This is a genomic window from Roseateles flavus (genome assembly GCF_039872765.1).
Lineage (GTDB): Bacteria > Pseudomonadota > Gammaproteobacteria > Burkholderiales > Burkholderiaceae_C > Roseateles_B > Roseateles_B flavus.
In genome coordinates this window covers 229,695-249,659 of sequence record NZ_JBDPZC010000004.1, presented here as the reverse complement: position 1 = coordinate 249,659, position 19,965 = coordinate 229,695, and the positions used below count along the sequence as shown (strand labels likewise).

Here is a 19,965-nt window from a genome sequence, read left to right as displayed (position 1 = left end):
AAAGCGGGCGGAGGCCTCCCGGCTCACCGAGGTCGTGACCGATGAGCCAGGGCGATGGCGTTCAGCGGCACCCGCGCAGTGGGCCCTACGGTAGACACCCGCGACCAGCTTGGTGAGCGGGCTGTGTGGAGGTGGTTGCGGTGGAGCGGGGGCGGTCGGGTGGCCAGGGCTGAAGCTGTAGACCGGTCTCGGCCATCAACGGATGCCCGCCGACGTCAGCCTTTGGGAAGCCCACTTGCGCCGCGTTGGAAATCCATCCGGCTGCAAGTCGGCATTGAGTGGATCACCGGCTGTTGGATGGCTCGACTGGCCGGTGTGCGGCAAATGCGAGATGGGCGGCAATGCAGCGGTTGCTGGTGGTCGCGGTCGGTGTCTATTTGGCTGCAATGTGCCCAAAGCCGAAGTCCGACTCCAGGCTTGACGGGCGCCACTGCAGCGATCGATGCTTCTGCAACACCTGCCCGGACGCAGTGACGCGGGCGATTGCCTGCTCGTGAGGGCAGGTGTCGCACAAGCCTTAACTGTTGCGTTCGTTTACCGAGCTAGCAAGGATGCACCGCTCTCGATACTAAACAGCGCCGTATTGGCGTTGGTACTGCATCGGCTCGGCTTGCTGCTGTGCAGCACTGAAATGCCAACAAGGGCCATCCCGACCGAGTTGGGAACTTGCACAGCGCGGTGGGCAAGTTCGAAGCATCGGGGGTGAAGTTCATGCAAGAGGACACTATTGCGGCAGGTGGGCCGATTGCGGTACAAGGGAGCGTGGAAAGCACAGGCTGCGGTTTGCCAATCTGCATCGGATCAGCAACATGGGAGCGATCATGAAAATCAAAGTTTATGTGGCAAATGAAGATCATGAAGATATTTTCTTGTGGGTTCGAGATAACTTTGACTACGATCAGAACTTGGTAATTGACGCCGAGAGATTGAATCCAGGGGAACAACGCCATTTCGAAATAGAGGCGAATGAGGATGGTGACGGCCTAGTTTCTTGGGTGGCGCAGTCTGCTAACGATCCCGAAGTTGTAAAGGAACGAGGACCATCTCTCCTCCGCGAGGGCGAAACGCTAAGCGTCGACTTATTTGGTGCGCGCAAGGTGAGTCGTACTCGAACGAGGTCAACAGGCGATACCAGGTCCTTGGTCATTGGCGCTGAGACAGAGGCTCAAATAAAACAGCTCTGGACGAAAGTCCATCGCTTCGGCGGGCCGGCGAAGGTAGTCGCGACCAAGTTGGTGGTCTTGCAGCAAGGAATTGCGGATGTTGCAATCGACCAGTCGAAGGTAATTCCAGGCAAAGTAGAAAGAACCGTTAAGTCGTTCAAAAATGCGACGGACAAAGAAAAGAAATGGGACTACAGCGTTACCTTGACTACGAGGCGATCAGAGACTGCGCAATGGACGCAAAGAATTACAGGATCCAACGATTTGAAGGTTGCGTTTAACGTACCTTTAGGAGACGCGAGAATCAACGCGGATCTTTTACAGAAGAATTCATTTGATCTGACGAAAACGAACACGCAGGTTTTTTCTGAGGATTACACAACAACCGAGAAATTCACTTGGAAAATCCCCCCAAGATCGCTGAGTGAGTTAAATGTCTCAGTGGTGAAAGGGTTGCTTCAGACCCCGGTATTTGGCTTCGTGGTTATTGACTGTGTTGTCGACCTAGAAAACGTCTTTGGCGAGGTCGAAGAGAACATGACGCTGAGCAATTTTCTGCAGAGTCCGGCGGATCGACAGATTCCGATTCGAGCTGAACTGATCAGCGAAACTTATCAGCGAACAGATATCGAGCAGATAGATTCGCCGCTTTGAGGGAATGGGCCGGCTTCAATGACTCATCTCGTCTTCTGTGCTGAGGGAGTTCGTCGGGGATAGCGCCATCACCGCCGTTGAGCGGAAGTAAGGTATTCAGCCACTCGCGGAGGGCGCCGTCCCGTTCATGCCCAGTAGGGCTAAAGCAGGTCGACAAGTGCCCGGTCTATTGCTCCTAGTCGATCGACCGCATCCAAGCCTGGTGCTGAGGTTCGATGAGCTACGGCTTTGGGCACGAAGCTGCCGACGAGGATACTGAACCGAGGCCCAGCAATGTGCCCAAAGCCGAAGTTGACCCGGTGGCAGCAGGTGCCTGCACGCTGAAGTTCACTAAAGGTTGTAGTCTGGCACCTCTGTGCTGTCCGGATAGATCCAAGGTATTCCAAGATGTCATCTCCCTTGCTGAGCAAAGGTGTTCAGGGGAGGACCATGGTGTCCTAACATTGCGTCAAATAATCGGCGCAACGCTGAGGGGGTATTGCGGTATGGCTTCGAAAAAGATCGCCCCGAGTTCAAGCACGCCCCCCTGGGTAGCTACGGTCGGTGCTCTTGTTGCAATCAGCGGAGCGGCTTATGCCTGGTACAGTCATTTCAACCCCAAGCCCGAGCCAGTTAAGCCAGTGACGGCGCCCAGTGCCCCTGCCGTCATCGCGCCTCAGGTTGCTGCCAGCGTCACAGTGTCTGGACCTGGTATAGGCGTCGGCTATATGAGTGGAGGCACGATTTCAGTCAGCCCCGGGCCTATGAAGCCCGAATCGGCTGCTTCTGCCTCAAAGTCGGTGAAGTAATGATGCCCTTTGGGCACCATGAGCGTCGGCTTCGACTTGCTGTGCTGGCGGTGTGGATTTGCGGCGCTTCGCCATCCTCGACGTGCGCTCAAGTCACGGCTAGTGGTCCAGGTTCTGTTGGGATCGGCATTCTTTCTGGAGGGACTGTTAACGTTGGGCTAACGCCTGCGGAGGCTAAAGCCCTTGCCAACGCCACAGGCCAGCGGCTCGTAAAGCAACTCGAAGCGATAGTAGCTCGAATTAATGCCGACCAACGCGTCAAGGCAAACGAGCAGGCCGTGTCACTCGGCGTCGTGCAAGGATTCTTGGCTACCGTCAAGGGGCGGCAGATACCTCCCGACGAGTGGCCGGATACTTTCGGCGAGTTGACGCGGCAGTATCTATTGCTCGGCCAACGGATACAAGAGGCCCCGGTAAACAGCAGTGCCATACGGGAGCTAGTATCCAAAGCCAATGCCGCAAGGAAGATTGGTCAGTTGGAGTTGACGGATAAGCACCTCGCCGCTGCCGAAGACTTGGCGACAGTAGAGGCTGCAAAGCAGCAGGAAAAAGCAACCGCCTCCCTTCGTGAAGCAGCGGGCTTTGCGGCGGCGCGCGCATCGGTAGCTTTCAGTCGCCTAGAACGGAGCAAGGGGGCGCAGTTGCTGGAAAAGGCCTTTGACATACTGCGCCGGCATCCAAGTCCGGAGACGATTTGGTGGCTGTTTCAAGCGGGCGATGCTTGGCTAGTACAGGGGCGGACTGACGAGGCGCTAAAGCGTTACGCCAAGGCTCGAAACACTGCTGTTGAATTGGCAAACTCTAGCCTCGCGAATGCGGAATGGCAGCGGATCCTCTCGTTCATCCTCCTGAAGGTCGGGGATGCTCAGCAAGCTCAAGGAAAACTAGATCTCGCGCGCCAGAGCTACGAGGACGGCATCACGATCTTGAATAAGCTGGCCAAGTCCGAACCTGGCGATATAACGAGACAGCGAGATCTCTTTCATTTTCTCTTGCGAGTCGGCGGCGTGCAGTTGGCACAGGAAGAATTTGACGCATCACTCTCGAGCTACCAAGCTGCCATGGAGATCTGCCAGCAGCAGACCAACGCATCATCGAGCGACGCCGAATGGCAGCTGGAACTTGTGAATAGCCACGGACATATCGGCGACGTCCATCTGGCCCGAGGCTCCGCAACTGCTGCGTTGGAAAGCTACCGCGCTGGAATGGATATCCTGCGTAGGAAAGGCAACGATGTGTCCGGCAATGCCAAGTGGCTGCGTGCTTTGGCGATTCGATACGACGCGATCGGAAATGCTCAGCAAGCCCAAGATGACTTCGCCGCCGCAACTGAAAGCTATCGAGCCGCCAACGAAATATTTGAGAAACTGGCCAGAGCGAGTGCCCGCAATATCGACGCGCAGCGCGACCTTGCTTTGAGTCTCGTACGGATAGGCGATCTGCTAGTGGCCCAGGAAGATCTGAGTGCCGCGCTCAGGAGTTACCAAGCTGCCCTGCCGATTCGACAAGCGCTGGCTAACGCAGACCCCGCAAATTCCCGCTGGCAGCATGAACTTGCGAACTGCTACGAGACCATCGGCGATGTGCAGGAATCACTATGGGATCAGGGCGCTGCACTCATGAGTTACCAGGCTGTTATCGCGATCCGGGAAAAGCTGGCCAGCGTTGATCCGAGCAACCCGCATTGGCAACTCCAGGTTGCGCTCGCTCATTGGAAGGCTTACATCGTCACACCTAGTTCAGAAGTTGATGAAAGTCGCCGACTGTTGGCGCGAGGGGTAACAGTATTGGAGACTATGCAAGCAAAGGGGCTGTTATTGGCCAGCGTTAGCGAGTGGATGGGGAAATTCGCCGGCGCGTTGGCTAACCTCAAGTGAATCCTGGCCAACTGTGTTGTCAGATTCAGCGGTTGGGTCTCGCCTTCCTTCCGCTGTTGAGCGGAATCTTTGTGGCCGAAAGCCTGGAACAGTGATTGTCTGTAAGCGCTGCCGTGCGGTCCTCCGCCGTCGGTCGCGAGCTTCGGCTTTGGGCACTTTGCAGCCGCTCGACTGCCGGATCCGGGCGGCTGCAACCAGCCTAAAGCCGCCTCCCCCCCCCCCCTCAACCCACAAACAAAAAAGGCGGCCCCTCCGGACCGCCCTTCCAATCAGACCGAAGCCCCGATCACTTCTTCGGCGCGTAGTCTTCCATCGGCTTGTCATTGGGATTCGCCCAGGCGTTCTTGGTCGCCTCGTTGAGCGGCATGCCGATCTTGGCGCCGGCCGGCGGGATGGGCTGCAGGAACCACTTGTCGTAGGTCTTGGCCAGCTCGCCGGACTTGATCATGGCCTTGATGCTGTCGTCCACGGCCTTCTTGAAGGCGGGGTCGTCCTTGCGCATCATGATGCCGATGGGCTCGACGGAGAGCACCTCGCCGACGATCTTGAAGTCGGCCGGGGCCTTGGAGGTGGCGATGTTCTTGGCGAGGATGGAGCCGTCCATCACGAAGGCGTCGGCGCGGCCGGATTCCAGCAGCAGGAAGCTGTCGGCGTGGTCCTTGCCGAAGACTTCCTTGAAGTCCACGCCGGTGGCGCGCTCATGCTTGCGCAGGGTCTGGACCGAGGTGGTGCCGGTGGTGGTGGCCACATGCTTGCCGTTGAGCTGGGCAATGGAGGTGATGCCCGAATTGGCCTTCACTGCGATGCGCACTTCTTCCACGTAGGTCGTCACGGCGAAGGCCACGTCCTTCTGGCGCGTGGCATTGTTGGTGGTGGAGCCGCACTCGATGTCCACGTTGCCGTTCTGCACCAGGGGGATGCGGTTCTGCGAGGTCACGGGCTGGTACTTGATCTCCAGCTTGGCCAGGCCCAGCTGCTTCTTCACGTCTTCCAGCACGTGGTGGCAGACGTCGATGTGGAAGCCCACGTACTTGCCGTCGCCAATGGTGTAGGACAGGCCGGAGGACTCGCGCACGCCCATGGTCACGGTGCCGGAATCCTTGATCTTCTTCAGCGTGTCTTCGGCATGGACCACCGTGGCGGCCATCAGGGCCAGGCTCAGCACAGTCAGGGTCTTCTTCATCGGGTTCGCTCCTTGATGACAGGGGATGGGGTTGGCGCGGCCGCGGGCAGCGCACACATGACGAGCTTGTACCGCAAAAATCGGGGCGCCGGGCAGCGGACCCTCAGCCGCCCTGGGCCGCACCCTGCTCATCCTTGAGGTAGTTCCACAGCGCCAGCGCCGCGGGCTTGCTGCGCTTGGCGATGGCCGGGCGCTCGCGGTAGATGCGCAGGTCCATGCTCAGCTCGAACTGGCCCTCGGGCGCGGCCCGCACCAGGCGGCCGGACTTGAGCTCGCGTGCCACGGAACTCGCAGGCAGGAAGGCCAGGCCGTGGCCCTCGATGGCCATGGCCTTGAGGCTCTCGGCCATGTCGGTCTCGTAGAGCGCATCGAGGTTCAGGGGCGTGGGCGAAGCCTTGACGATCAGCTCCACCAGGCGGCCCAGGTAGGCCCCCGCGGCGTAGCTGAGGAAGGGGATCTTCTGGCCCGGATGGCCGGGCAGGCTGAACAGGGGCCGCCCCTGCGAATCCGAGCGAGCGTAGGCGGCCAGGGTCTCGTGGCCCAGGGAGGCCATCTCGTAGCGCTCCGGGTCCAGCTGAAGGGGCTGGCTCGCGTGGTGATACACCACCAGCAGGTCGCAGTTGCCTTCGCTGAGCTGCAGGGTGGCGTCGTGCACGTTCAAGGCATTGAGCCGGCTCTTGACTGCGCCGAAGCGCTGGCGCAGCTCCATCAGCCAGTGCGGGAAGAAGCTGAAGGCGAGCGAGTGCGGCACGGCGAACTCGATCATGTCCTGCCCGGCCGACTGATGGCTGCGCAGCATGTTGCGCGTGGCCTGCAGGTTGCCCAGCACCTCCATCGCCTGCCCGAGCAGGGTCTCGCCTGCCGCGGTGAGGCGCGTGGGGTAGGACGAGCGATCCACCAGGTCCACGCCCGCCCAGGCCTCCAGCGCCTGGATGCGGCGCGAGAAGGCCGGCTGGGTCACGTGCCGCAGCTGGGCCGATCGCGAGAAGCTGCGCGTCTCGGCCAGGCTGACGAAATCTTCAAGCCATTTGGTTTCCACGGGGGCAGTGTAGCGAACGGGTCCGGAGATGTGATCCAGGGGATCAATGGGCGGCCTGCTGCAGCGCCCACATGCGGGCGTAGCGGCCCTGCTGCGCCAGCAGCTGGGCATGGGTGCCGCGCTCGATGATGCGGCCCTGCTCCATCACGAGGATCTCATGCGCGTCCACGATGGTGGAGAGCCGGTGCGCGATCACCAGCACGGTCTTGTTCTGCGCCGCGGCTTCCAGCTCCGCCTGGATGGCGCGCTCGTTGCTGGAGTCCAGGGCCGAGGTGGCTTCGTCGAAGATCAGGATGGGCGGGTTCTTCAGCAGCGTGCGGGCGATGGCCACGCGCTGCTTCTCGCCACCCGAGAGCTTGAGCCCGCGCTCGCCCACCGTGGTCTCGTAGCCCTTGGGCGTGGCCGCGATGAAGCCGTGGATGTGGGCCGCCTTCGCCGCGGTCTCGATCTCGGCCTGCGTGGACCCGGGCCGGCCGTAGCCGATGTTGTAGGCGATGCTGTCGTTGAAGAGCACGGTGTCCTGGGGCACGATGCCGATGGCGCGGCGCACCGAGCCCTGCTGCACGGTGCGGATGTCCTGGCCGTCGATGCGGATGCGGCCGCCGTCGACGTCATAGAAGCGGTACAGCAGGCGCGCCAGCGTGCTCTTGCCCGAGCCGCTGGGGCCCACCACGGCCACCTTCTTGCCGGCCGGGATCTCGAAGCTGATGCCGTGCAGGATGGGCCGCTCGGGGTCGTAGGCAAAGCGTACGTCCTCGAAGCGCACAGCGCCGTGGGGCACCGCCAGGGCTGGCGCGTCCGGCGCGTCCGCGACCTCGCGCTCCCGGGACAGCAGCTGGAACATCTTCTCCAGGTCGGTCAGGCTCTGCTTGATCTCGCGGTAGATCACGCCCAGGAAGTTGAGCGGGATGTAGAGCTGGATCATGAAGGCGTTGACCATCACCAGGTCCCCGAGGCTCATGTGCCCCGACACCACGCCCTGCGTGGCCCGCCACAGCATGGCCACCAGGGCCAGGGCGATGATCAGCTGCTGCCCGGTGTTGAGCATGGACAGCGTGCTCTGCGACTTCAGCTGCGCGCGGCGCAGCTTCTCCAGGCTCTCGTTGTAGCGGTGGGCCTCGAAGTCCTCGTTGTTGAAGTACTTGACGGTCTCGTAGTTCAGCAGGGAGTCGATGGCCTTGCTGTGCGCCACCGAGTCCAGCTCGTTGAGCTGCTTGCGGAACTGGGTGCGCCACTCGGTCACGTAGACCGTGAAGGCGATGTAGATGACCAGTGCGGCGATGGTGATCAGCGCGAAGACGGCATCGAACTTGATCCCGAGCAGGCCCAGCACCAGCACCACCTCGATCAGCGTGGGCAGGATGCTGTAGAGCGAATACGAGATCAGCGAGTGCACGGCACGGGTGCCGCGCTCGATGTCACGCGTCATGCCGCCGGTCTGGCGCTCCAGGTGGAAGCGCAGGGAGAGATCATGCAGGTGCCGGAAGACCTGCAGCGAGATGGCCCGCGAGGTGCCCTCGGTGGCCTTGGCGAAGACCAGCTCGCGCAGCTCGGTGAACAGCGAGGTCGACAGCCGCAGCAGGCCGTAGGCCAGCAGCAGGCCCACCGGCACTGCCAGCATCGCCTCGGCCGAGCCGGGCTTGAGGCTCAGGCTGTCCACCAGTTCCTTCAGCAGCAGCGGCACGCCCACATTGGCCAGCTTGGCGGCCAGCATGAAGCCCAGGGCCAGGCTCACCCGCCAGCGGTAGTGCCACAGATAGGGCATGAGCTTGGCGACGGTGCCCCAGTCGCCCTTGACGGTGGTGTCCAGCCGCGGCGCGGTGCCCCCCTGGGCCGAGCCTGCGTGCGAGGAGGAGGCAGTGGTCGTGGCAGAAGGATGACGGCGCATGGTGATAGGGAGAGAATGGGCCGCATTGTCACTGCAGTCCCGATTGCCATCATGTCCGACACCCAAAGCCCCCTGGCTCCGGCCCCCAGCGCCGCCCCCGCCCCTGATGCCCGCGTCTGGCCCCGCGAGCTGGTGCTGCGCGTGATGCCCATGCCGGCCGACGCCAACCACAATGGCGACGTCTTCGGCGGCTGGATCATGGCCCAGGTGGACATCGCCGGCTCCATCCTGCCGGCGCGCATCTCGCGCGGCCGCATCACCACGGTGGCGGTCAAGGAGTTCCTCTTCAAGCAACCGGTGTCCATCGGCGACCTGCTGTCCTTCTATGCCCAGGTGGTGCGGGTGGGCCGCACCTCCGTCACCGTGCAGGTCGAGGTGATTGCCGAGCGCAACCCGGCCAGCCCGCATGTGGTCAAGGTCACCGAGGCGCAGCTGACCTACGTGGCCATCGACAAAGACGGCAAGCCCCGCCCCTTCACCCTCGAAGACTGAACACCGCCCATGCCGGACAGCCTGCTGATCATCGGCGGCGGCGCCCTGGGCAGCGCGGTGGCGGCCAGCCTGGCCGAGCGGCCCGGCTGGCGCGGGCGCATCACGGTGCTGGAGCGCGATCCCAGCTACGAGCTCGCCTCCTCGGCGCGCTCGGCCGCCTCCATCCGCCAGCAGTTCTCCACGCCGCTGAACATCGCCCTCTCCCTGCACGGCCTGGAGGTGCTGCGCGCCGCCGGGTCGCAAGCCGGGCTGGTGGAGCAGGGCTATCTCTACCTGATCCCGCCCTCGGGTGCCGCGCAACAGCAGGCCCTGAACGCGATCCAGCGCGCGCAGGGCGCGGACGTCACCCTGCTGGAGCTGCCCGAGCTGCAGCGCCGCTTCCCCTGGCTGGCCACGCAAGACCTGGCCCTGGGCAGCTGGGGCCGCAGCGGCGAGGGCTGGTTCGACGGCTGGGGCCTGCTGCAGTCGCTCAAGCAGCGGGCGCAGGCCGCGGGCGTGCAGTACCTGAAGGACGAGGCCCAGCGCTTCGAGCTCGACAGCCAGGGCCAGGTCTGCGGCGTGCAGGTGGCCGGCGGCGGCCTGCTGCAGGCGGACCGCTTCGTGCTGGCCTGCGGCGCCTGGTCCGCGCCGCTGGCGGCCACGGCGGGCATCGCCCTGCCCGTCAGCGCGCGGCGGCGCAGCGTCTATGCCTTCCGCACCGAGGAGCCGGCCCCGGGCTGCCCGCTGGTCATCGACCCTTCCGGCCTCTGGTTCCGCCCCGAGGGCGCCGGCCAGTTCATCTGCGGCGGGCCGCCCTTTGGCGAGGATGCGCCGGACCTCCCGCTGGACCCCGAGGACTACCTTTTCGAGGAGAGGCTCTGGCCCGCGCTGGCCGAACGGGTGCCAGGTTTTGCCAGCCTGCGCCAGGCGCGCAGCTGGGCGGGCTACTACGAGATGAACGACGTCGACCACAACGGCCTCGTGGGCCCCTGGCCTGGCCAGGAGCACCTGCTGCTGGCCTGCGGCTTCTCGGGCCACGGTCTGCAGCATGCGCCGGGCGTGGGCCGCGGCCTGGCTGAATGGATCGCCACGGGCAGTTACGAGACGCTGGATCTGTCGCCCCTGGGGCCGGACCGCCTGCTGCGCGGCGAGCCCTACCTCGAGCTCAACGTGATCTGACGGCCGCTCAGTCCGCGTCCGACCAGACCTTGCGCTCCCGCACCAGGCGCTGGCTCAGCGCCTGCGCCCAGACCTCGTAGCCCGCCGGGCCGGGATGGAAGCCGTCCTCGGCCATGTGCTGGGCGGCGGCGGGGCCGTGCAGATGCGCCGGCAGGGACTGCAGGCCGCGGTCGCGCCGGCCCATCAGGTGGCGGGCCAGGCGACGGTTCAGGCGCTGCGCCTGCGCGCCCAGCATCCATCGCAGGGGCTGGGGCAGCAGCGGGAAGGCATGCATGGGCGGCACGGCGCTGTGCAGGCTGTAGCGCACGCCGCAGCGCTGGCGGGCCAGCGCGTGGATGGCGTCGAGGTCACGCAGGCAGTGGCTGGCGCGACGCTGGCCGACGACGTCGTTCACACCCAGGGCCGTCACCAGCACGTCGGCCGGCTGCAGCGCGGCCTGCGCCAGATGCTCGCGGGCATCGGCGCTGTCATGCCCGGTGCGGGCCACCAGCTGCCAGTGCACGCGGCCGTCCAGGGCCTGGGCCAGGTGCGCGGCCAGGCGGCCGGCGAGGGCCAGGTCTTGCGTGGGGGCGCCCACGCCGGCGCCGGAGGAGTCCCCGACGATGAGCAGACGCAGCTTCAGTGCGCCCTCCCCGGCCTGCCCGGCCCGGGCGCCGCTGGCTTCGGGCAGCTGCAGGGCGCGACGGCGCACCTGCCGACCCTGCCACAGCAGCACCGGTGCCAGCAGCAGCTTGGCCGGGCCCAGCATCAGTCGAACTGGGAGAAGTCGGGCTGGCGCTTCTGGAAGAAGGCCTGGAAGGCCTCGGTGGCCTCGGGCGAGCGCAGGCGGGCGCCGAAGATCTCGGCCTCCGTCTTGATGGCTTCCTGCAGCTGCTCGATGCTGTGGCGGCGCATCAGGCGCTTGCTCTCGCGCACGGCGCTGGGCGCCAGGCTGTTGAAGCGCTCGGCCACGCGGCGGGCCTGGTTGACGACCTCGCCGGCCGGCAGCACGGCGTTGGCGATGCCGCATTCCACGGCATCCGCGCCGGTGAAGGGGTCGCCCAGCAGCAGCTTCTCGGCGGCCTTCACATGGCCCATCAGGCGCGGCACGACCAGGCTGGAGCCGAACTCCGGCACCAGGCCCAGGCTCACGAAGGGCATGGCCAGGCGGGCGTCGTCGGCCACGTAGACGAAGTCGCAGTGCAGCAGCAGCGTGGTGCCGATGCCGATGGCCGCGCCGTTCACGGCGGCGATCACCGGCTTCTCGCAGCCCAGCAGGGCGCGCATGAACTGGAAGACCGGCGCGTTCTCGTCCCGCGGCGGGCTGCCCATGAAGTCCTCGATGTCATTGCCCGAGGTGAAGATCTGGGGCTGGCCCTGGATCAGCACGGCGCGCACGGCCTTGTCGCCATTGGCGGCGATCAGAGCGTCGGCCATGGCCTGGTACATGGCGCGGGTCAGCGCGTTCTTCTTCTCGGGGCGTGCGATCTCGAGGGTCAGCACGCCGTTGACGGTGGCGGTCTTGATGGTCACGGCATTCTCTCCAGGCAAATTCCTTGGGGGCGGATGATGCCAGAGCGGTGCGCGGCCCTGGCAGGTCTGAGGGTCAGGCCGCAGCAGGCTGCAGCCGCTCCCAGTGGTGGGCAAGGTGCATCAGGTGGGCGCGCTGGTACTCGGGCTTGCTGAGCGGCCCGTAGGCGAAATGGGGCTTCAGGGGGCCGGTCCAGGCCGCGAAGGCGTCCATGGCATCGAGCAGGCGCTGCACGCCGTGCTTGAGCGTGGCCTCGGCGTCCAGGGCCGGGGCGCCGGGGATGGGCTCGTCGCGGTCGTGGTTCATCTTGCCGCGGGCGTCGAAGAGCGCGAAGGCCGTCTTGCCCAGGGTGGACTGGAACCAGGCCGGCTTGGGCGCCGGATAGCCGCTCATCGAGTACTCGATGCTCTGGGCCAGGTGCTCCAGCAGCTGGGGCACGGTCCAGGCCCCCTCGTGCTTGCGGGCGTGGAAGCGCAGCTCCAGCACGGCCTTCTGGGCCTCGGTCCAGCCCTGGAAGCCCTCGGGCAGCTGGCCCTGGCAGCCGCTCAGCAGGCCGCTGCCGCCGACCAGCGCCGCGCCAAGCGCCAGACGGCGGGAGGGGTCGGCGGCGCGATGGGGGTCAGGTCTTGCCTCCATGTTCAGGCCTCCTGCAGCCAGTGGCTCACGCGCGGCCAGAGCTTGGCCTCGAAGCGGGCGCGGAAGAAGCCGAAGTGGCCGATGCGGCGCTCGCCCACGTCCTTCGGGGCGATGTGCTGCAGCTGCGGCTGCGCGCCGGCATAGAAGCTGTGCAGGTGCTCGATGCTGTAGCGGGACATGAACTCGTCGTCCGTGAAGGACAGCGACAGCATGGGCGTCTGCAGGCTCGCGTAGCGCTGACGAAGCGCCTCGCCGCCCTCGCCCATCATGTACTGGCGGTCCAGGCACCAGCGCCGCCACTGCGCCATGACGCCGCGCGGCAGGTCCCCGACCTTGCGCAGGCGGCGGCCCGGGAAGTAGCCGAACAGCGGCAGCGTGAGCGGCACCACCACGTACCACAGCCACCAGACATAGCGCTTGAGCTGGGCGGCGTTGCGGCGCCAGTAGCCGCTGCCGCTGCCCACGGTCACCGCCTTGGCGATGCGTTCGCGGTTGGGCAGCAGGCCCAGGATCTGACCGCCGAGGCTGTGGCCCAGCCAGTGCAGCGGGCGATCCGGCCCCAGCAGGCGCGCGAGCTCGTCCACCGCCGCGGCGGCGTCCTGCTCGGCCCAGGTGCGGATGTCCGCATCCAGGCCCTTGAGCGAGTGCCGCATCTCGGCCGGGCGCGAGGCGCCCATGCCGCGGTAGTCGAAGCTCATCACCAGCCAGCCCTGGGCCGCCATCCAGTGGGCGAAGTCGGCGTAGTAGCGCTGCTCCACGCCCATGGCCGGGGCGATCAGCAGGCCGGCGCGGGCGGTGGCGGGGTCGCCGTAGAGATGGCCGTTCAGCGCGAAGCCGTCGCGAGCCTTGAAATGCAGCATGAGGAGCTCCTTCCTCGACAGATGCGGACCTGCAATGAAAAACGCGGCCCGCAGGCCGCGTTCTCAGCAGGGGATCACAGGCGTTCCAGGATGCCGGCAGCACCCTGGCCGGCGCCCACGCACATGGTCACCATGCCGTACTTGCCGCCCGTGCGGCGCAGGCCGTGGATGACGGAAGCCGCGCGGATGGCACCGGTGGCGCCCAGCGGGTGGCCCAGGGCGATGGCGCCGCCGTTGGGGTTGACCTTGGCGCGGTCCAGGACGATGCCCTTGCTGTCCAGGTCGTTCAGCACGGCCAGGGACTGGGCGGCGAAGGCCTCGTTCAGCTCGACCCACTCCAGGTCGGCCGCGGTGATGCCGGCCAGCTTCAGGGCGGCGGGGATGGCCTCGATGGGGCCGATGCCCATGATCTCGGGCGGCACGCCACGCACGGTGAAGGACACGAAGCGGGCCAGCGGGGTCAGGCCGAAGCGCTTGACGGCGGCTTCAGAAGCCACGATCAGGGCGCCGGCGCCGTCGGAGGTCTGCGAGCTGTTGCCGGCGGTGACGCTGCCCATGCCCGTGGCCTTGCCCGTGGGGTCCTTGGGTGCGGCGAACACGGGCTTGAGCTTGGCCAGGCCTTCCAGCGAGGTGTCCTTGCGGGGGCCTTCGTCGATGTCGACCGTGCGCTTCTTCAGGGTGATCTCGCCGGTGGCCAGGTCGGGCACGCGCTCGAGGATCTCGAAGGGCGTCATCTCGGCCTTGAAGTGGCCGGCCTCGATGGCGGCCAGGGCGCGGCGGTGGGATTCCAGCGCGAAGGCATCTTGATCTTCGCGGCTCACCTTCCACTGCTGGGCGACCTTCTCGGCGGTCAGGCCCATGCCGTAGGCGATGCCGATGTTGGCGTCGCGCTCGAAGATGGCGGGGGACAGAGACGGCTTGTTGCCGCCCATGGGGACCATGGACATGGACTCGACACCGGCGGCGATCATCACCTCGGCCTCGCCCACGCGGATGCGGTCGGCGGCCATCTGCAGGGCGGTGATGCCCGAGGCGCAGTAACGGTTGACCGTCACGCCGCCCACGGAATTGGGCAGGCCGGCCAGCACGGCGCCGACGCGGGCGATGTTCATGCCCTGTTCACCTTCGGGGAAGGAGCAGCCCACGATGGCGTCTTCAATGGCGGCCGGGTCCAGGCCCGGCACCTGGGCCAGGGCGGCCTGCATGGCGCGCACCAGCATCTCGTCCGGGCGGGTGTTCTTGTAGTAACCGCGGCCGGACTTGCCGATGGGCAGGCGCGTGGCGGCGCAGATATAGGCTTCTTGCACTTGCTTGGCCATGATTTCAACCTTTCAGTTCTTGGCGGGCGCTGGGGCGTTCTTGGGAACCCAGGCCCAGACAAATTCACATTCCACCGGGTTCAGCCCGGCCTCGTCGGTCACCGTCACCTGCACGCTCACCTCGCCCTTGGGCTCGGCCTGCATCAGCTGGCGCTGCTGCTCGGTCAGCACGGCACGGGCGCTGAGGCCGCCCGTCGCGCGCTTCCTGAAGGCCAGGTGCATGGACTTGCACAGGGGCAGGCAGTCGTCACGCACATTCATGCCCACCACCATGCCCGTGGCCGTCTCGGCCAGCAGGCCCATGGCGGCGGCATGCACGCCGCCGATGTGGTTCTGCACCGGGCGGCGGTTGGCGATGGCGATCTCCGCCACCGCCGGCTCCAGCCGCAGGAAGTCCAGCTTGGCCGTACCGGTGAAGGGCACGGCCCGGCGCAGCACCGCATTGCGCGCCAGGGGGCGCAGGGCGGCGGGAAGCGCGTCCAGCTTGGACAGGGTGCGGGCGAGGCGGTTGGCGCTCATGTGACGAGGCTTTCGGCGTTGTCGGTGGGAAGCGCTCAGTTGCGCACCGGCTTGCCGGTTTGCAGCATGCCCATGATCCGCTCTTGCGTCTTGGGGTTCTCCAGCAGGCTGCAGAAGTGCTTGCGCTCCAGGGTCATCAGGTATTCCTCGTCGACCACGGTGCCGGCTTCCACTTCGCCACCGCAGACCACGTCGGCGATCAGGCTGGCCAGGTGGTAGTCGTGCTCGCTGATGAAGGCGCCGTCACGCATATTGGCCAGCTGGCCCTTGATGGTGGCGATGCCGGAGCGGCCGGCCACGGGGATGCGGGCCTTCATCGGGGCGCGGTAGCCGGAGTCGGCCAGGGCCTTGACCTGGGCGCTGGCCACGAAGAGCAGCTCGTCCTTGTTCGGGACGATCAGGTCGGAGTCCAGCAGGAAGCCGTTCTTGCGCGCTTCCACGGCCGAGGTGGCGACCTTGGCGGTGGCCGCGGTGGTGAAGCCGTCCTTCAGGAAGGCGAAGATGTCGGCACCGGAGTTGCCAGCGGCCGCCATTTCAGCGGCACGGCGGGCAATGTAGGTCAGGCCGCCGCCGCCGGGGATGAGACCCACGCCGACTTCCACCAGGCCCACGTAGGACTCCATGTGCGCCACGCGGCGGGCGCAGTGCACGGCCAGCTCGCAGCCGCCGCCCAGGGCCAGGCCGCGCATCGCGGCGACCACGGGCACCTGCGCATAGCGCACGCGCAGCATCATGTCCTGCAGCTTCTTCTCTTCCGGGGCGATGCCCTTGGCGCCCTTGGTCATGAAGACGGGCATCAGGGCTTCGAGGTTGGCACCGGCGGAGAACACGTCGTCCGGCGACCAGATCACCAGACCCTTGTACTTGGCTTCGGCGATCTCGACAGCCTTCAGCAGGCCCTCGGTCACGGTCGGGCTGATCAGGTGCAGCTTGGCGGTGATGGAGGCGATCAGCACTTCGCCGTCCAGGCTCCAGACGCGCACTTCCTCGTTCTTGAACTCTTCCGTGCCGGCCTTCAGGGGCTCGACAGCGCCCTCGCCCACCAGGGCTTCGGGGAAGGCCTGGCGCTCGTACACCGGCAGCTTGGCGCGGGGCTTGAACTTGCCTTCGGCGGCGCTCCAGGAACCGTTGGCGCTGTGCACGCCACCGTTCTCGGCCACGGGGCCTTCGAACACCCAGGCGGGCAGCGGAGCGCTGGCCAGGGTCTTGCCGGCTTCGATGTCTTCCTTGACCCACTGGGCGACCTGCGTCCAGCCGGCGGCTTGCCACAGCTCGAAGGGACCTTGTTGCGAGCCGAAGCCCCAGCGCATGGCGAAGTCGATCTCGCGGGCGGTGTCGGCCACGGTGGCCAGGTGCACGGCCACGTAGTGGAAGCTGTCACGCAGGATGGACCACAGGAACTGGGCCTGCGGGTTGCTCGATTCGCGCAGCAGCTTGATGCGGTCGGCTGCAGGCTTCTTCAGCATGCGGGCCACGATCTCGTCGGCCTTCTTGCCGCCGGCGACGTACTCGCCCGTGGCGAAGTCCAGGCGCTGGATGTCCTTGCCCACCTTCTTGTAGAAACCGGCGCCGGACTTCTGGCCCAGGGCGCCCTTCTCGATCAGGCCGGCCAGCACCTTGGGCGTGGCGTAGGTCGAGAAGAAGGGGTCGTCCTTCAGGTTGTCCTGCATGGTCTTGACGACGTGGGCCATGGTGTCCAGGCCCACGACATCGGCCGTGCGGAAGGTGCCGGAGCTGGCGCGGCCCAGCTTCTTGCCGGTCAGGTCATCGACCACGTCGACGGACAGGCCGAACTTCTCGGCCTCGATCATGGTGGCCATCATGCCGGCGATGCCGACGCGGTTGGCCACGAAGTTGGGCGTGTCATTGGCGCGCACGACGCCCTTGCCCACGGCGGTGGTCACGAAGCCTTCGAGCTGGTCGATCACTTCCGGACGGGTCGTCGGGGTGTTGATCAGCTCCACCAGGTACATGTAGCGCGGCGGGTTGAAGAAGTGGATGCCGCAGAAGCGCGGCTTGATCTCTTCGGGCAGCACTTCGGAGAGCTTGGTGATGCTCAGGCCCGAGGTGTTGGACGCGACGATGGCGTGCGGGGCGATGAAGGGAGCGATCTTGGTGTACAGATCCAGCTTCCAGTCCATGCGCTCGGCGATGGCCTCGATGATGAGGTCGCAGTCCTTGAGCAGTTCCAGGTGCTCTTCGTAGTTGGCCTGCTGGATCAGCGCGGCGTCCTCGGGCACGCCCAGGGGAGCGGGCTTGAGCTTCTTCAGGCCTTCGACGGCCTTGGTCACGATGCCGTTCTTGGGGCCTTCCTTGGCCGGCAGGTCGAACAGCACCACGGGCACCTTGACGTTGACCAGGTGCGCAGCGATCTGCGCGCCCATGACGCCAGCGCCGAGCACGGCGACTTTGCGAACTTGGAATCGACTCACGGAATTACTCCTCTTTCAATTCAGGGGGTGGACGCCGCCTTCGACAGGCCGCGTCCGCTGGAGGCATTACTCGACGCGGACCCAGACCTGGGTGCGGTAGAAGAAGCCCACGTAGCCGCGCATCTCCAGCTTCTTGCCACCTTCGATGGGCTTGAGCCGGGTGCGGTAGGTCTTGCCGTTGTTGGGATCGAGGATCTCGCCACCGGTCCACAGCGCCTTGTCGTCGGCATCGTGCTTGACGCCGCGGATGATCTGCAGGCCCAGCACCGGCTTGTCCTTGCGATCGTCCTTGCAGAGATCGCACTTGGAGTCCAGGTGCGTGGGATCGAAGATCTTCTCGATGCTGCCGACCAGCACGCCATTGCTTTCGCTGATGCGCACCAGGGACTTCTCGGTCTTGCCGTCGTCATCGATGGTCTTCCACAGGCCCACCGGCGAGCTCTGGGCCCAGGCGGGTGCGGCGAGCAGCACGGTGGCGATCAGGGAAGTGGCAAGGGCACGTGTCATGGGCGAGTCTCCTGTGTTTTATGTGAGGGCCCCACCTTCTCCGAGGCGGGGCTTCGGGAGCGCCAGCATCGCAGAGCCTTTCCTGCTCTGCAATGCCAGGTCCTTCATTGACCCTGTCTTCAGAACAGGGCTTCGTCCATGGCCATCAGCGGCTGCAGGCCGGCACGCGCGGTGCGGATCAGCGAGGCCGTCTCGGGCAGCAGCTTGGCGAAGTAGAAGCGGGCGGTGTGCAGCTTGGCGGTGTAGAAGGGGTCGCCGCTGCCTTGCTTCTCCAGGGCGATCTTGGCCGAGCGGGCGAAGAAGTAGGCGAAGCACAGATGGCCCACGACGCGCAGATAGTCCACCGCGGCGGCACCGACTTCATCGGGGTTCTGGAAGGCCTTCATGCCGATCTCGGTGGTCAGCTTGGTGACCTTGTCGCCCAGGTCAGCCAGCGGGTTGATGAACTCCTGCATGGCTTCGCTGGTGCCCTCTTCCTCGACGAAGCTGGCGATCTTCTTGCCGAACTTCTTCAGCGTGGCGCCGTTGTTGCCCAGCACCTTGCGGCCCAGCAGGTCCAAGGACTGGATGGTGTTGGTGCCCTCGTAGATCATGTTGATCCGCGCATCGCGCACGAACTGCTCCATGCCCCACTCGTGGATGAAGCCGTGGCCGCCGAAGACCTGCATGCAGTGCGAGGTGGCGATCCAGCCGTTGTCGGTCAGGAAGGCCTTGATGATGGGGGTCAGCAGCGCGACTTCGGCCTCGCATTCCTTGCGCTCGTCTTCGTCGTCCGAGCTCAGGGCCTTGTCCAGCTGCAGCGCGACGTAGGTCGACAGCGCACGGCCGCCTTCGGCATAGGCGCGGGCGGTCAGCAGCATCTTGCGCACGTCGGGGTGCACGATGATGGGGTCGGCAGCCTTGTCCGGGGCCTTGGGGCCCGACAGGGCGCGCATCTGGATGCGGTCCTTGGCGTAGGCGGCGGCGTTCTGATAGGCCACCTCGGTCAGGCCCAGGGACTGGTTGCCCACGCCCAGACGGGCGGCATTCATCATCACGAACATGGCGGCCAGGCCCTTGTTGGGCTCGCCCACCATGGTGCCGATGGCGCCTTCCAGCACCATCTGGCAGGTGGAGTTGGCGTGGATGCCCATCTTGTGCTCGAGGCCGGCGCAGAAGATGCCGTTGCGCGCGCCCAGGGTGCCGTCGGCGTTCACCAGGAACTTGGGCACGATGAACAGGGAGATGCCCTTGGAGCCGGCGGGAGCGTCCGGCAGGCGGGCCAGCACCAGGTGGACGATGTTCGCGGCCAGGTCGTGCTCGCCGGCCGAGATGAAGATCTTGGCGCCGGTGATCTTGTAGGTGCCGTCAGCCTGGGGCTCGGCCTTGGTGCGCAGCAGGCCGAGGTCGGTGCCGCAGTGCGGTTCGGTCAGGCACATGGTGCCGGTCCACTCGCCGCTGGTCAGCTTGGTCAGGTAGGTGGACTTCTGCTCGGGCGTGCCATGGGCATGCAGGGCCTCGTAGGCGCCGTGGCTCAGGCCGGGGTACATGGTCCAGGCCTGGTTGGCCGAGTTCATCATCTCGTACATGCCCTGGTTCACCAGCACCGGCAGGCCCTGGCCGCCATAGGCCGGGTCGCAGGACAGCGCGGGCCAGCCGCCTTCCACGTACTGCTTGTAGGCTTCCTTGAAGCCCTTGGGCGGGGTGACCTCGTGGGTGGTCTTGTCCAGCTTGCAGCCTTCGGCGTCACCGCTGAGGTTCAGCGGGGCGATGACCTCGGCGCAGAACTTGCCGCCCTCTTCCAGCACGGCGTTGATGGTGTCGGCGTCGATGTCGGCATGGGCGGGGAGCATCTTGAGCTCGTCAACCACATTCAGCAGCTCGTGCATCACGAACTGCATGTCGCGCAGGGGAGGGGTATAGGTGGGCATGGTCGGCTCCTGGATGGACTTGTGGTGAGA

The 19,965-nt window shown here is 65.6% G+C and carries 16 protein-coding genes; 4 read left to right on the top strand and 12 right to left on the bottom strand.

All coding sequences use genetic code 11. The annotated features are described in order from the left end of the window. The first annotated feature begins 821 nt into the window (after positions 1-821). Both ABDJ40_RS10915 and ABDJ40_RS10910 read left to right on the top strand, forming a co-directional pair. A complete protein-coding gene (locus ABDJ40_RS10915; protein ID WP_347609559.1) occupies positions 822-1,817 on the top strand; it encodes a hypothetical protein in 996 nt (331 codons plus the stop codon). Positions 1,818-2,883: 1,066 nt separating this feature from the next. Beyond that, the gene (locus ABDJ40_RS10910; RefSeq protein WP_347609557.1) at positions 2,884-4,482 is read left to right on the top strand and encodes a tetratricopeptide repeat protein; all 1,599 of its coding nucleotides are present in this window, start codon (positions 2,884-2,886) and stop codon (positions 4,480-4,482) included. A 286-nt stretch (positions 4,483-4,768) separates the two neighbouring features. On the opposite strand, the gene ABDJ40_RS10905 is transcribed toward ABDJ40_RS10910, so the two are convergent. The 3 genes from ABDJ40_RS10905 to ABDJ40_RS10895 form a co-directional block, all read right to left on the bottom strand. Then, positions 4,769-5,665, bottom strand: coding sequence for an amino acid ABC transporter substrate-binding protein (locus ABDJ40_RS10905; protein WP_347609555.1), 897 nt, complete (start codon positions 5,663-5,665; stop codon positions 4,769-4,771). A 103-nt stretch (positions 5,666-5,768) separates the two neighbouring features. Further along, complete coding sequence (locus ABDJ40_RS10900) at positions 5,769-6,704, bottom strand: LysR substrate-binding domain-containing protein (RefSeq protein ID WP_347609553.1); 936 nt, start codon at positions 6,702-6,704, stop codon at positions 5,769-5,771. A gap of 43 nt (positions 6,705-6,747) precedes the next feature. Continuing rightward, positions 6,748-8,592, bottom strand: a complete 1,845-nt coding sequence (locus ABDJ40_RS10895) for an ABCB family ABC transporter ATP-binding protein/permease (RefSeq protein WP_347609551.1) — start codon at positions 8,590-8,592, stop codon at positions 6,748-6,750. A gap of 51 nt (positions 8,593-8,643) precedes the next feature. Between ABDJ40_RS10895 and ABDJ40_RS10890 the strand changes: the two genes are divergently transcribed. Both ABDJ40_RS10890 and ABDJ40_RS10885 read left to right on the top strand, forming a co-directional pair. Further along, positions 8,644-9,084 (top strand): acyl-CoA thioesterase, encoded by a 441-nt coding sequence (locus ABDJ40_RS10890; RefSeq protein ID WP_430765632.1) that lies wholly within the window; start codon positions 8,644-8,646, stop codon positions 9,082-9,084. Positions 9,085-9,093: 9 nt separating this feature from the next. After that, complete coding sequence (locus tag ABDJ40_RS10885; RefSeq protein ID WP_347609549.1) at positions 9,094-10,242, top strand: NAD(P)/FAD-dependent oxidoreductase; 1,149 nt, start codon at positions 9,094-9,096, stop codon at positions 10,240-10,242. 7 nt (positions 10,243-10,249) lie between these two features. Here the strand turns inward: ABDJ40_RS10885 and ABDJ40_RS10880 are convergent, their stop codons facing one another. From ABDJ40_RS10880 to ABDJ40_RS10840, 9 genes are all read right to left on the bottom strand, one after another. Beyond that, on the bottom strand, positions 10,250-10,990 hold the full coding sequence (locus ABDJ40_RS10880) for an SGNH/GDSL hydrolase family protein (RefSeq protein ID WP_347609547.1): 741 nt from the start codon (positions 10,988-10,990) through the stop codon (positions 10,250-10,252). Then, the gene (locus ABDJ40_RS10875; protein ID WP_347609545.1) at positions 10,990-11,754 is read right to left on the bottom strand and encodes an enoyl-CoA hydratase; all 765 of its coding nucleotides are present in this window, start codon (positions 11,752-11,754) and stop codon (positions 10,990-10,992) included. The genes ABDJ40_RS10880 and ABDJ40_RS10875 overlap by 1 nt, the downstream gene beginning before the upstream one ends. A gap of 73 nt (positions 11,755-11,827) precedes the next feature. After that, positions 11,828-12,388 (bottom strand): DUF1569 domain-containing protein, encoded by a 561-nt coding sequence (locus ABDJ40_RS10870; RefSeq protein WP_347609543.1) that lies wholly within the window; start codon positions 12,386-12,388, stop codon positions 11,828-11,830. Positions 12,389-12,390: 2 nt separating this feature from the next. Further along, a complete protein-coding gene (locus tag ABDJ40_RS10865; protein WP_347609541.1) occupies positions 12,391-13,248 on the bottom strand; it encodes an alpha/beta hydrolase family protein in 858 nt (285 codons plus the stop codon). Between the two features lie 74 nt (positions 13,249-13,322). After that, entirely contained in the window at positions 13,323-14,567 is a 1,245-nt protein-coding gene (locus ABDJ40_RS10860) for an acetyl-CoA C-acyltransferase (RefSeq protein ID WP_347609539.1), read from the bottom strand. A gap of 12 nt (positions 14,568-14,579) precedes the next feature. Continuing rightward, positions 14,580-15,086, bottom strand: a complete 507-nt coding sequence (locus tag ABDJ40_RS10855) for a DUF4442 domain-containing protein (protein WP_347609537.1) — start codon at positions 15,084-15,086, stop codon at positions 14,580-14,582. Positions 15,087-15,121: 35 nt separating this feature from the next. Then, the gene (locus ABDJ40_RS10850) at positions 15,122-17,518 is read right to left on the bottom strand and encodes a 3-hydroxyacyl-CoA dehydrogenase/enoyl-CoA hydratase family protein (RefSeq protein ID WP_347609535.1); all 2,397 of its coding nucleotides are present in this window, start codon (positions 17,516-17,518) and stop codon (positions 15,122-15,124) included. Positions 17,519-17,584: 66 nt separating this feature from the next. Then, positions 17,585-18,025 (bottom strand): DUF2147 domain-containing protein, encoded by a 441-nt coding sequence (locus ABDJ40_RS10845; protein WP_347609533.1) that lies wholly within the window; start codon positions 18,023-18,025, stop codon positions 17,585-17,587. Positions 18,026-18,144: 119 nt separating this feature from the next. Further along, positions 18,145-19,935, bottom strand: coding sequence for an acyl-CoA dehydrogenase C-terminal domain-containing protein (locus ABDJ40_RS10840; RefSeq protein ID WP_347609531.1), 1,791 nt, complete (start codon positions 19,933-19,935; stop codon positions 18,145-18,147). Positions 19,936-19,965 lie beyond the last annotated feature (30 nt).